The sequence below is a fragment of the Mesorhizobium sp. 2RAF45 genome (genome assembly GCF_052115225.1).
GTDB lineage: Bacteria > Pseudomonadota > Alphaproteobacteria > Rhizobiales > Rhizobiaceae > Mesorhizobium > Mesorhizobium jarvisii.
On the sequence record NZ_JBFRGG010000023.1, the window covers coordinates 25,034 to 37,806 of the forward strand.

At 61.6% G+C, this 12,773-nt stretch carries 11 protein-coding genes; 6 read left to right on the forward strand and 5 right to left on the reverse strand.

Features of this window, described 5'->3' with window-relative positions:
- The first annotated feature begins 168 nt into the window (after nt 1-168).
- Nucleotides 169-2,058 (forward strand): MFS transporter, encoded by a 1,890-nt coding sequence (locus tag AB4Z43_RS32295; protein ID WP_069092115.1) that lies wholly within the window; start codon nt 169-171, stop codon nt 2,056-2,058.
- An 81-nt stretch (nt 2,059-2,139) separates the two neighbouring features.
- Here AB4Z43_RS32295 and AB4Z43_RS32300 read toward each other — a convergent pair whose 3' ends face one another.
- A complete protein-coding gene (locus tag AB4Z43_RS32300; protein WP_019857985.1) occupies nt 2,140-2,331 on the reverse strand; it encodes a DUF2735 domain-containing protein in 192 nt (63 codons plus the stop codon).
- A 316-nt stretch (nt 2,332-2,647) separates the two neighbouring features.
- Between AB4Z43_RS32300 and AB4Z43_RS32305 the strand changes: the two genes are divergently transcribed.
- Nucleotides 2,648-3,688, forward strand: coding sequence for a glutamine synthetase beta-grasp domain-containing protein (locus tag AB4Z43_RS32305; protein WP_010909300.1), 1,041 nt, complete (start codon nt 2,648-2,650; stop codon nt 3,686-3,688).
- Between the two features lie 112 nt (nt 3,689-3,800).
- Here AB4Z43_RS32305 and AB4Z43_RS32310 read toward each other — a convergent pair whose 3' ends face one another.
- The 3 genes from AB4Z43_RS32310 to AB4Z43_RS32320 form a co-directional block, all read right to left on the reverse strand.
- Nucleotides 3,801-3,965 (reverse strand): P1 family peptidase, encoded by a 165-nt coding sequence (locus AB4Z43_RS32310; RefSeq protein WP_317452340.1) that lies wholly within the window; start codon nt 3,963-3,965, stop codon nt 3,801-3,803.
- A 696-nt stretch (nt 3,966-4,661) separates the two neighbouring features.
- Nucleotides 4,662-6,071, reverse strand: a complete 1,410-nt coding sequence (glnA, locus tag AB4Z43_RS32315; protein WP_010909302.1) for a type I glutamate--ammonia ligase — start codon at nt 6,069-6,071, stop codon at nt 4,662-4,664.
- Nucleotides 6,072-6,133: 62 nt separating this feature from the next.
- Nucleotides 6,134-6,472 (reverse strand): P-II family nitrogen regulator, encoded by a 339-nt coding sequence (locus AB4Z43_RS32320; protein WP_006205430.1) that lies wholly within the window; start codon nt 6,470-6,472, stop codon nt 6,134-6,136.
- Between the two features lie 356 nt (nt 6,473-6,828).
- Here AB4Z43_RS32320 and AB4Z43_RS32325 point away from each other — a divergent pair, with 356 nt between their 5' ends.
- Together AB4Z43_RS32325 and AB4Z43_RS32330 are read left to right on the forward strand one after the other, a co-directional pair.
- Nucleotides 6,829-8,367: a bifunctional ADP-dependent NAD(P)H-hydrate dehydratase/NAD(P)H-hydrate epimerase gene (locus tag AB4Z43_RS32325; protein ID WP_064982885.1), complete on the forward strand. Its 1,539-nt coding sequence runs from the start codon at nt 6,829-6,831 to the stop codon at nt 8,365-8,367.
- Complete coding sequence (locus AB4Z43_RS32330; protein ID WP_064982887.1) at nt 8,364-10,364, forward strand: hypothetical protein; 2,001 nt, start codon at nt 8,364-8,366, stop codon at nt 10,362-10,364. The genes AB4Z43_RS32325 and AB4Z43_RS32330 overlap by 4 nt, the downstream gene beginning before the upstream one ends.
- Before the next feature lie 36 nt (nt 10,365-10,400).
- Here the strand turns inward: AB4Z43_RS32330 and AB4Z43_RS32335 are convergent, their stop codons facing one another.
- Complete coding sequence (locus AB4Z43_RS32335; RefSeq protein WP_064982888.1) at nt 10,401-11,933, reverse strand: acyl-CoA carboxylase subunit beta; 1,533 nt, start codon at nt 11,931-11,933, stop codon at nt 10,401-10,403.
- Nucleotides 11,934-11,996: 63 nt separating this feature from the next.
- Here AB4Z43_RS32335 and AB4Z43_RS32340 point away from each other — a divergent pair, with 63 nt between their 5' ends.
- Complete coding sequence (locus tag AB4Z43_RS32340; protein WP_019857993.1) at nt 11,997-12,245, forward strand: hypothetical protein; 249 nt, start codon at nt 11,997-11,999, stop codon at nt 12,243-12,245.
- Complete coding sequence (locus AB4Z43_RS32345; protein WP_081296011.1) at nt 12,246-12,527, forward strand: type II toxin-antitoxin system RelE/ParE family toxin; 282 nt, start codon at nt 12,246-12,248, stop codon at nt 12,525-12,527.
- The last annotated feature ends 246 nt before the right edge of the window (nt 12,528-12,773 follow it).

The window sequence follows — 12,773 nt, forward strand, 5'->3', positions numbered from 1 at the left end:
CGCACCGCACCTAATACCAAAGTCATAATCCCATCGTCGCTCTGCCGCCGGCGGGCGCTTTCTGTCATTTTTCCCGTGATGGCCCGGCATTTCCGAGTCCGCGTTCGGAGGAGAACGCTGACACTGGCGCCCGGCATCGAGGACAGCGTCTCACGGGAGGACAACTCAATGGCAATGGCATCGACCGCCGGCAGAACGAGCCGCGGCATGACTCGGGAAGAGAAGAAGGTCATCTTCGCTTCCTCACTCGGCACCGTTTTCGAATGGTACGATTTCTATCTCTACGGTTCATTGGCGGCCTTCATTGGCTCGACCTTTTTCAGTCCGACCATTCCGGAGGCGACGCGCAACATCTTCGCGCTGCTGGCTTTTGCCGCCGGTTTTCTCGTCCGCCCGTTCGGCGCCCTGGTGTTTGGCCGTATCGGTGACCTCGTCGGCCGCAAATATACCTTTCTCGTCACCATGACGATCATGGGTCTGTCGACCTTCCTGGTCGGCTTGCTGCCCGGTTATGCGACCTTGGGTATCGCGGCTCCGGTGATCCTGATCGTGCTACGCATGTTGCAGGGTTTGGCCCTCGGCGGCGAATATGGCGGTGCGGCGACCTATGTCGCTGAGCACGCGCCTGACGACCGTCGCGGCTTCTACACGTCGTGGATCCAGACGACGGCGACACTTGGCCTGTTCCTGTCGCTGATCGTCATTCTGATTGTTCAGGGCTCCTTGAGCAAGGAAACCTACGCCGCTTGGGGCTGGCGTATTCCGTTTATCGTCTCCTTCGTGCTGCTCGCCGTCTCGATCTGGATTCGACTGTCTCTCTCGGAGTCTCCGACCTTCCAGAAGATGAAGGACGAAGGTAAGGGCTCGAAGGCACCGCTTTCGGAAGCCTTCGGTCAGTGGAAGAACGCCAAGATCGCACTGCTGGCGCTGCTTGGCCTCACTGCTGGACAGGCCGTCGTCTGGTACAATGGCCAGTTCTACGCGCTGTTCTTCCTGCAGAACGTACTGAAAGTCGATGCGCAGTCGGTCAACATCATGATCGCGATCGCGTTGGCACTCGGCTCGATCTTCTTCGTCGTGTTCGGCTGGCTCTCCGACAAGATCGGCCGCAAGCCGATCATCATGGCTGGCCTTGCGCTCGCCATCGTCTGCACCTTCCCGTTGTTCAAGGCATTGACCTGGGCCGCCAATCCGGCACTCGCCAAGGCGCAGCTGAATACAAAGGCAACGGTCACGGCAGCACCCGGCGACTGCAAGTTCCAGTTCAACCCGGTCGGCACCGCCAAGTTCACGACGTCATGCGACATCGCGACTTCGTTCCTGACCAAGAACTCGGTTCCCTATGACGTGGTATCGACGGCGGCAGCCGGTACGGCTGCTACCGTCAAGATCGGCAACGAGACGGTGTCGTCCTACGACGCGGTCGCCGCTGGCGATCAGGCCAAGGCCAAGGACGCGGCCTTCGTCAAGGCGGTCAACATGTCGCTGCAGGACGGCGGGTATCCGCTCAAGCGTGCGGCGATCAAGGTAGCGGACCAGAAGCTCGACGCCTTCGTCGCGGCCAATCCTGAACTCAAGCTCGACGCGGCTGCCATTCGCGGCGGCGAAAAGACCGCGGTGCCGATCGATCAGGCGGTCAAGGACAAGTTGTTGACGTCGGAGGAGGCCGCCGGCGCGCCAGAGGTCACCGTCTACAACATACCGGGCGGCGGTGCCTTCGCCATGTTCGCCGATCCGGCCGCCGTGAACTGGCCGATGACGATCGGCATCCTGTTCATCCTGGTCCTGTTCGTGACCATGGTCTACGGGCCGATCGCGGCGATCCTGGTCGAGATGTTCCCGACCCGCATTCGTTACACCGGCATGTCGCTGCCCTATCATATCGGCAATGGCTGGTTCGGCGGTCTGTTGCCGGCAACAGTCTTCGCGCTCAGCGCCTACAAGGGCGATATCTACTATGGTCTGTGGTATCCGGTGGTGATCGCGGCGATGACGCTGATCATCGGCATGATCTTCGTCAAGGATACGCTTGGCACCGACCTACACGGCAAGGAATAGCCTAGCCGTCATCGGCCAAGAGAAAGCCCGGCGTGATCGCTCACGCCGGGCTTTTCCATGTCTGAGACCCGAAGAAGCGGATCAGCTCTTTGGCTGATTATCTTCCTCGATGGCCGCCTCGTGATACCAGCCGTCAAAATCGGCGTACGTGTAGCGCAACGAGGCGACCTCTGCCGCGAATTTCGCCTTTGCGCCTAAATTTGAGGCAGATTTGCGCGCTGCCAGAGGGAACATCAGAATTTTTGCCGACGGACGGGAGGGGACGACTTCCATGGGCGGTCTCCTTTCTTTTTCAGGAGCTTGTCGATTCAGCTTTCCTACAAGATAAGTCCTGCGATTCCTTTAGGCAATATGCCTACGAAAAGATCAGCAATTGCCTAATATTTATGCATAATTCGCGTTTGATTGATTTGGACCCAGTGCTGAGGCGGCTCAGCAAATTCGACGCGATATCCCTGCCATTTTGCCGCACCCGCCGAAGTCGGAGTGGCACATGAATTGCATTTTAGGGATCGGCAGCGCCGGCTGCCGACGGCAGACGCGTGTCGAGGCCGTTTGGTGTTCGGTGAACAAGCAACGAGAGGCTAGAATGACGAAATACAAGCTCGAGTACATTTGGCTCGATGGTTACACCCCGGTCCCCAACCTTCGCGGCAAGACGCAGATCAAGGAATTCGCGGAATTCCCGACGCTCGAACAGCTGCCGCTGTGGGGCTTCGACGGTTCCTCGACCATGCAGGCCGAAGGCCGCAGCTCCGATTGCGTGTTGAAGCCTGTGGCGCTTTACCCGGATCCCGCCCGCACCAATGGCATTCTCGTCATGTGCGAGGTCATGATGCCCGATGGCGTCACCCCGCATGAATCGAACAGCCGCGCGACCATCCTCGACGACGAGGACGCCTGGTTCGGCTTCGAGCAGGAATATTTCTTCTACAAGGACGGTCGCCCGCTCGGCTTCCCGGAGAGCGGTTATCCCGCGCCGCAGGGTCCGTACTACACCGGCGTCGGCTACAAGAACGTCGGCGACGTCGCGCGCAAGATCGTCGAAGAGCATCTCGACCAGTGCCTTGCTGCCGGCATCAACCACGAAGGCATCAACGCCGAAGTGGCCAAGGGCCAGTGGGAATTCCAGATTTTCGGCAAGGGCTCCAAGAAGGCCGCCGACCAGATCTGGATGGCGCGCTACCTGCTCCTGCGTCTGACCGAGACTTACGGCATCGACATCGAGTTCCACTGCAAGCCGCTCGGCGACACCGACTGGAACGGCTCCGGCATGCACTGCAACTTCTCGACCAAGTTCATGCGCGAAGTCGGCGGCAAGGCCTATTTCGAAGCCCTGATGGCGCAGTTCGACAAGAACCTGATGGACCACATCGCCGTCTACGGTCCGGACAACGACAAGCGCCTGACCGGCAAGCACGAGACCGCGCCGTGGAACAAGTTCAGCTATGGCGTCGCCGACCGTGGCGCCTCGATCCGCGTGCCGCACTCCTTCGTCAAGAATGACTACAAGGGCTATCTGGAGGACCGTCGTCCGAACTCCCAGGGCGACCCCTACCAGATCGCCTCGCAGGTGCTGAAGACGATCTCGCAGGTTGCGACCGACGCTAAGGTCTCGGCCGCCGCCTGATTGTTTTCGCGGCGCGGATCGCAAGGTCTTCGCCGCGACCAGAACTCGACAACAAAAAGCCCTGGCGGAAACGCCAGGGCTTTTTCGTGTTTGCGAGGCGCGTCTGCCGTTCTCAACCGGCGACAGCCCCACGTGCCTTCAGCGCCGCCAGCACCTTGGCATGGGGCAGAGCAGGGCTCCGGTTGCCGTCGCGGCCGATCATGTCATCGTTGGCGACGAGCGCGTTGAGCACCGCCTCCTCGGTCGCCTGTACGACGGCTGCGTAGAAATCGTCCATGCAGGATAGGCGTCGCCCTCCGACGCCCTGTCCTTGCGAGAATCCCGGCCTTCGCCGTGATTCTTTTTTGCAGTGCTGGCCGGCGAAGCGAATACCCCCAAAAAAAGTCAGGTTGAAAAGGCCAGGGCAAATACGCCGGATGGAGAGGCTTTTGGCTGATGCTGCTTGCCGCCACTGGTGTCGTACGCTCTCGACTTCGTCGAAAAAGCCCGGAAAACGGCGTGTTCCGGCTCATCCGCACTCCAACGATCCCCAGTATAAGCCTCTGTTCATACATCGAAATCGGCGATTTATGCATTCGTCGGGCGACGTTGACAGATCACGCTGCGGCATGCGTATTCGTGGCCATGGGTTACGCCAAAGCGATGCTGTTCGAACGGGGCGGGGTTTCTTGAACGACGGCATTGGCGGGGGCGCCGGACGAGCGGGCATTGCAGCCTGAGGCAGTGCGCCGCTCGCTCCTGGCGTTCGATTGCGCGCTCGAAACTGCCACGCACCAGCCTTCATTTGCGATTTCCGCCGGCGGCCACGAAGCTGGCAAGTCGCGCCATCAAACGATGCTTTGGAACCGAGCGAGAGTGTTCGCGCTTGCGTGGCTGACCACTCGCGCGCTCATCGATGCGCATTGACGACAGCAAAAAGCCCTTGAAGGCGGAAATCCTTCAAGGGCCTTTTCAACGCTATCGGTACGGGTTCTTACACCGAATAGTACATGTCGTATTCGACCGGATGCGGGGTCATTTCGAAGCGCATCACCTCAGCCATCTTCAGTTCGATGTAGCTGTCGATCTGGTCGTCGTCGAAGACGCCGCCGGCCTTCAGGAAGCCGCGGTCCTTGTCGAGGCTCTGGAGGGCTTCACGCAGCGAACCGCAGACGGTCGGGATCTTCTTCAGCTCCTTCGGCGGCAGATCGTAGAGGTCCTTGTCCATCGGCTGGCCGGGGTGGATCTTGTTCTTGATGCCGTCGAGGCCGGCCATCAGCATGGCGGCGAAGGCAAGGTAAGGGTTCGCGCCCGGATCGGGGAAGCGGACCTCGACGCGCTTGGCCTTTGGCGACGAGCCGAACGGGATGCGGCAGGAGGCCGAACGGTTGCGCGCGGAGTAGGCGAGCAGCACCGGCGCTTCATAGCCGGGCACCAGACGCTTGTAGGAGTTGGTCAGCGGGTTGGTGAACGCGTTGATCGCCTTGGCGTGCTTGATGATGCCGCCGATGTAGAACAGGCAGCTTTCCGACAGGCCGGCATATTCATTGCCGGCGAAGGTCGGCTTGCCGCCTTTCCAGATCGACTGGTGGACGTGCATGCCCGAGCCATTGTCGCCGAAGATGGGCTTCGGCATGAAGGTGGCCGTCTTGCCATAGGCGTTGGCGACCTGGTGCACGACATACTTGTAGATCAGCATCTTGTCGGCGTTGCGGACCAGCGTGTCGAACTTGATGCCGAGTTCGTGCTGCGCAGCCGCGACCTCGTGGTGATGCTTTTCGACGCGCACGCCCATTTCGGCGAGCACGGTCAGCATCTCTGAGCGCATGTCCTGCGCACTGTCGATCGGCGGCACCGGGAAATAGCCGCCCTTGATGCGCGGGCGGTGGCCGAGATTGCCGGTCTCGTAGTCGGTGTCGTCGTTGGACGGCAGTTCGGTGGAGTCGAGCTTGAAGCCGGTGTTGTAGGGATCGGCCTTGTACTTGACGTCATCGAAGACGAAGAACTCGGCTTCCGGGCCGACGAAGATCTGGTCGCCGATGCCTTCCGACTTCATGTAGGCCTCGGCCTTCTTGGCCGTGCCGCGCGGGTCGCGGTTGTAGGATTCGCCCGAGACCGGGTCGAGGATGTCGCACAGGATGACCATGGTCGACTGGGCGAAGAACGGGTCCATGTGGACCGTGTCCGGATCGGGCATCAGCACCATGTCGGACTCGTTGATGGCCTTCCAGCCGGCGATCGAGGAGCCGTCGAACATGACGCCATCGGCAAACATGTCTTCCTCGACCTCCACGACATCCATCGTCACGTGCTGCAGCTTGCCCTTCGGGTCGGTGAAGCGCAGGTCGACGAATTTCACGTCGTTGTCCTTGATCTGCTTCATGATGTCTTTGGCTGTCGTCATGTCATGTATCCCTGTTTGATGACGTTTTTTGATGGATGACGTTTCTTAGAAGGCTGGTCGCGTCAGACTGCGTCCATTCCGGTCTCACCGGTGCGGATGCGCACGACTTCCTCGATATTGGAGACGAAGATCTTGCCGTCGCCGATACGGCCGGTCTGGGCCGCCTTGCGGATGGCTTCGATGGCGCCTTCGACCGCGTCGTCGCCGAGCACGACCTCGATCTTCACCTTCGGCAGGAAATCGACGACATATTCGGCGCCACGATAGAGTTCGGTATGGCCTTTCTGACGTCCGAAGCCCTTGGCCTCGGTTACGGTGATACCTTGCAGTCCGGCCTCCTGAAGCGCTTCCTTCACTTCGTCCAGCTTGAATGGCTTGATGATCGCTTCGATCTTTTTCATGTAAAAAGTGGCCTCCACTGCCAAAAAAACGGGTTGTGAACCCCCGCTTGCGCCTCCATCAAGCACGAACTGTGCCAGATAGCTGGATTCGAAGCGGTTTCATACGATTTCCAACCCATGCCGCACCGAGATGCAAATTCGCGTCATTCACTGCATCGGATGCGGCATGGCCTGCTGAAGCCTACACAGTCCCCATGCTTGCGTCCGCCTAATAATTAGGCGGAATGCTCATCTGGTGTGCGCTTTTTGCCTTGATGCCCGCCTTGGTGGCATGGCCGCAGTTGCTGATGCGCTCCTCTTTGTTTGCTTCGGCTCGAAAACTGGACAATGCTTGATCGAATGCGGATCGGCAATCCATGAGCGATGAACTTCTTACTTCCGCCGAAATGGGCGAGGCGGACCGGCTGACGATTGCCGCCGGCCCGGTCGACGGCATCGGCCTGATGTGCCGCGCCGGCGAAGCGGTCGCGGGCGAAGTTCTCAGGCGTTACCCCTCAGCGACCCATGTCCACGTGCTGTGTGGTCCCGGCAACAATGGTGGCGACGGCTATGTCGTCGCCCGTATCCTGGCTGACAGCGGCGTTGCCACGACGATCTGGGCGTCCGGTGCGCCGAGGCCGCGAAGCGACGCAGCACTTGCCGCGGCACAGTGCCCGATCGCGTCCCGGCCATTGTCCGGGTTCGAAGCCGAGCCTGGCTCGATCGTGGTCGATGCGCTTTACGGGGCAGGGCTGTCCAAACCGCTGTCCGGCGATGCCGCCAGGGCGGTGGCTGTCGCCACCGATCGGCGTTTGCCGGTTGTCGCGGTCGATCTGCCCTCGGGCGTTTCCGGCGACAGTGGCAAAGTTTTGGGCGTGGCATTTACCGCCGCCGTCACCGTGACCTTCGCGCGCAAGAAGCCAGGCCATTTGCTCCTGCCTGGCCGTGAGCGATGCGGCGAGATCGTGCTTGCCTATATCGGCATCGGCGATGACATCATCGCACGGCTCCAGCCCCGGACGTTCGAGAACAGGCAAGTGCATTGGCTGCGCGATTTCCCGGTGCCGGCTGTCGATGCACACAAGTACAAGCGCGGCCATGTCGGCGTCTTTTCCGGCGGGCCGAGCGCTACCGGGGCGGCGCGGCTGTCGGCGCTTGCCGCGGCTCGAAGCGGGGCAGGGGCGGTGACCGTGCTGTCGCCGGGCAACGCCATGCAGGTCAATGCCGGCCATCTGACCTCGATCATGCTGCGCAAGACCGATGATGTCGCGGACATCCGGGAATTTGTCGGCGAACGCCGGCCTTCGGCCTTCATCCTTGGTCCGGGCTTCGGCGTTGGTGACAAAACGCGAAGCTTTGGGCTGGCGCTCCTCGCCTCCGGACAAGCTCAGGATGCCGCCACACAGGTCGATGGCCTTGTGTTCGACGCTGACGCGATCACCGCGTTTCGTGAGGCGCCAGAAATCTTGTTCGAAGCGGCGCGCCGGCCGAATGCACCGGCCCTGGTGATGACCCCGCACGAAGGGGAGTTCGCCAGGCTGTTTCCTGATATCGCCGATGACAATGCCTCGTCCAAGCTCGACAAGGCGCGCGCGGCGGCCGCACGTGCCAATGCCGTTATCGTCTACAAGGGCGCTGACACGGTGATCGCTGCGCCCGATGGCAGGGCGGCGATCAATTCCAATGGCGCGGCGTGGCTTGCCACTGCCGGGTCTGGCGACGTGCTGTCCGGCATATCAGCCGGTCTGCTGGCGCAAGCCATGCCGGCGTTCGAAGCGGCCTGCGCGGCGGTGTGGATCCATGCCGAGGCCGGCAGCCGGTTCGGACCGGGGCTGATTGCCGAGGATCTGCCGTTGGCGCTGGTGCCTGTGTTGCGCGAACTGGTCGAAGCACGTCGCAAGGTGCCCGTCGAATGAAGCGTTTCGCGCTCGCCGTCGCGGCCGTCATCGCGCTATTTGCATCGCAAGGCGTGCGCGCCGAGCAGCCGGTGACCATCGTCGACGATCCGGCGGTGCTCGCCGCCCTCGATGCCGGGGGTTTTGGCTTCGCCGGCATTTTCGCCGTCGATGGCGAGGACAACCTGAAGACACTCTATGAAAGGGCGCCGGCCTATCATGCGGTCGTCGATACGGCGGCATCAGACATTGCCACGCTGCGCGCCGAGATGAAGGCCGGCGGGCGCACGCTCTACGAGGTGACCGACGCCAATGTCGGCCGCATCATGGATATGCGCTGGCTGAAGACGGAGGCGGCGCGCTTCCGGCTGGTCGGCGTCGTCAACCGGCTCGACCGGCGTGATTTCGCTGCCCTGGAAGGTGACAAGAGCTGCGGCGAGGTGCGGTTCATCTATCGCCTGGCCTACAGTTTCAAGAAGGACGGCAAGGTCCTGGCCTCCCGGCTGCCGTTCAACTTCAACGCCGTCTACCGTGCGGCACCCGATGCCGACGGCGGCTGCGTCGGCGTTGCCGGGCGCTGGACGCCGCAACTCGATGAGAGCGTCGATGCCGGCTGGCTGACCGGTGGGCCGCTGGAGCGGGCCGGTCTGACCTTCAAGCAGCTTGAACTCAATGCGCAGATCGTGCGTTTTCCCTCCGGCCAGGAGACCGAATTCGGCGGGCAGGCCGCCTATCTCATGCGGATATTCGGCATCGATGGCGCCGCCGTCAGTGAGAAGCCGCTGGAGAACACGCCGGACACCCCACGGCTCTCGCAAGACGCAGCGCTCAAGAAAAAGCTCGCCGATTATGTCAGCGCCAATGTCGGGGCGGTCGATCTCGGCGTCTACGAACTCCCCAGCGAATTCCTGGCGAAGAAGGTCATCTCATGGTCGACCTTCGGCAGCGCAAGACAGGCCAACCATCCGTTCACGCCGCTGTTCAAGCCCACGGATTTCGCCGGCCTGGACTATGCGGCGCTGAAGCTGGTGCGCACACCGGAGGCACTGGTCGAGCGGCTGGACAATGGCGCCTGCCAGGGCTGCCACCAGGCGGGCTCCACGGCCGGCTTCCACTTCATCGGCCTCGACGACAGCACGACATCACCGCTCAATCGCATCGAGGTCGGTATCTCGCCACATCTGCATGCCGAGGTCCCCCGGCGCCAGGCCTGGCTGCGCGCAACGCAAGAAGGCAAGGAGCCGAACCGGTACCGGCCGCTGTCCTTCGCGCCGCCAGCCACATGGAGCGATGCCGGCGAAATCGACTACGCGCCGGCAGAAATGGCGATGCCGTGCCTGATGCCGGACGATGCCAAGCGTTTCGGAGCGACCTGGCGATGCGGTGGCGGTACGGTCTGCACGCCGCTGGTGGCCGCGTCCGGCGTGCGCACCACTCTGGCGCAGTGTCTGTTGCCCAAGGACAGCGAAAGGATGTTCTCCGGCCATCCCTGCCTGAACGGGTCGATCGCCAGCAACCAGTCGCAGCCCTTCAACGATCGCTACAAAATTACCGGCCAGTTCGCCGCCTTCGCGCCGGGGATTTCGCGGACAGCCTATACCTGCCGGCCGCCCAAGATCGGTGTGCCGGCCGGCATCGCCTACCGCGCTTGCGACGACAAGGATCGCAGCTTCGCCGCCTTCAAGAAGGGCAAGCCGATGCCGAACGAAATCTGCGGGCTGGTCGGCGGCAAGAAATTCGATACTTGCGTGGCGACCAACAATTTCGACCAGTGCCTCGGCGGCGCAGTCAATCGCGGCAACCGGCCGGCCTGCTCGGCCGATCATTTCTGCCGCGAGGACTATATGTGCCAGTCGCTACCGCCGGACACGCCGGGCGCTCCTAAAGTGAAAGGCATCGGCTTCTGCTCGCCGACCTATTTCATCTTCCAGATGCGCATCGACAACCACGCGACACCCTGGGCGAGCGCTACCAGCATGCCCAGGGACGCTGGGTTCGGCGCGACTGAGGAGGAATGAGCGGCTACTGCTTCCCGGTAAACGCCCTTCGGCGGCTTACAACGGGATGTTGTCGTGCTTCTTCCAGGGGTTCTGCATGTCCTTGTTGCGCAGCATCCGCAGCGCCCGGGCGATGCGGCGGCGGGTCGAGTGCGGCATGATCACCTCGTCGACATAGCCACGCTCGGCGGCGACGAAGGGCGACAGGAAGCGATCCTCGTAAGTCTTTGTATGGGCCGCGATCTTGTCCGCGTCGCCAATGTCCTTGCGGTAGATGATCTCGACCGCGCCTCTCGCGCCCATCACCGCGATCTGCGCCGTCGGCCAGGCATAGTTCATGTCGCCACGCAGATGCTTTGACGCCATCACGTCATAGGCGCCGCCATAGGCCTTTCTGGTGATGACGGTGATCTTCGGCACGGTCGCCTCGGCATAGGCGAACAAGAGCTTGGCGCCGTGCTTGATCAGCCCGCCATATTCCTGCGCGGTGCCGGGCAGGAAACCAGGAACATCGACAAAGGTGACGATCGGGATGGAAAAACAATCGCAAAAACGCACGAAGCGTGCCGCCTTGCGGCTGGCGTCGGAATCGAGCACGCCGGCCAGCACCATCGGCTGGTTGGCGACGAAGCCGACCGTGCGGCCCTCGACGCGCCCGAAGCCGGTCACGATGTTTTTGGCGAAACTCTGCTGGATTTCGAAGAAGTCACCCTCGTCGGCGACCTTCAGGATCAACTCCTTGATGTCATAGGGTTTGTTGGCGTTGTCGGGAATCAGCCGGTCGAGCGACAGATCGTGGTCGGTGACCGACTGGTAGCATTCGATCTCGGGAATGTCCGATGTGTTCGAAGCCGGCAGCAGGTCGACCAGCCGGCGCATCTGCAGAAGCGCCTCGACGTCGTTGTCGTAGGCGCCGTCGGCGATGGAGGATTTGGTTGTGTGCACCGAGGCGCCGCCGAGGCTTTCGGCCGTCACCGTCTCATTGGTGACGGTCTTCACCACATCCGGGCCGGTGACGAACATGTAGGAGGTGTCGCGCACCATGAAGATGAAGTCGGTCATTGCGGGCGAATAGACGTCGCCGCCGGCGCATGGACCCATGATCACGGAAATCTGCGGAATGACGCCGGAGGCCAGCACGTTGCGCTGGAAGATTTCGGCATAGCCGCCGAGCGCCGCAACGCCCTCCTGGATGCGCGCGCCGCCGGCATCGTAAAGCCCGATGATCGGCGCGCGGTTGCGCAGCGCCATCTCCTGCACCTTGATGACCTTTTCGGCATGCGCTTCCGACAGCGAGCCGCCGAATACGGTGAAATCCTTGGCGAAGAGGTAGACCGGACGACCGTTGACCGTGCCCCAGCCGGTGACGACGCCATCGCCGGCGATCTTGGTCTTCTCCATGCCGAAATCGGTCGAGCGGTGTTCGACATACATGTCGAACTCTTCGAACGAGCCTTCGTCGAGGAACACCTCGATGCGTTCGCGCGCGGTGAGCTTGCCCTTTTTGTGCTGGGCGTCGATGCGCGCCTGGCCGCCACCCATGCGGGCGATGTCGCGCCGGCGCTCGAGTTCCTTCAGCACGTCCTTCATCGCTCGGTCCCCCATGCGCGATACTTCTTGGCAGGCATTCGCCAGATATGGCAGAATAAGCCTATGAAGAACAACGTAGAAATATCCGAGGATTTGAACCGCCGGATTGATATGCTCACGTCCCGCTCGACACTGACACGTGATCAGATCATTGAGGATGCGCTGTCCCATGGACGTTCGCTGGCGTGGCAAGAAAAATGGGTCGCAGGCGTTCAGGCGGGAATAGAGGGCGCCGACCGTGGCGACTTCGCCAATGAGGAAGAGATCGCGACCGTTCTCAACAAGTACAGTCAGGCATCAGCCTCTGTGTGAATTGTCTGGACCCGACACTATCTGATCGAGCTAGCGTCAATCGGCGACTACATTGGCCAACATAAGCCGCGGGCCGCTGCCCGGATCGTCAGTGAGATCCATTCAAAGACCCCCCGGCTGTTATCCGCCAACCCGTTCATCGGACGAGTTGGGGAGATCAAGGGCACGCGTGAACTGGTGATTCCCGGCACACCCTACATCGTCGCCTATCGGGTCACGGACACTCAGATAGAAATTCTGTTTGTGCAACATGGCGCCAGGAAGTGGCCGGATGAGGTCTGAGCGGACATTTCGGACTGCTCTCTAGCCGGCTTTTGCTGCGCTGCAACATTACGCCCCTTGCATTCCGGGGCGAACTCAGCCATATGCAGCCCATAGGCGCTTGGGCCGGGAGATTCCGGCCTTCTCGACAAATGAGACTGGTTGCGTCTGTTTTCCCTCTTTCCGGCAAATCGGCAAGGCGGCGAAAAAGCCCCGTGGCATGATGCCTGCGGGCACGACAGCGCAGCCGAGTGGACGCACACGTCC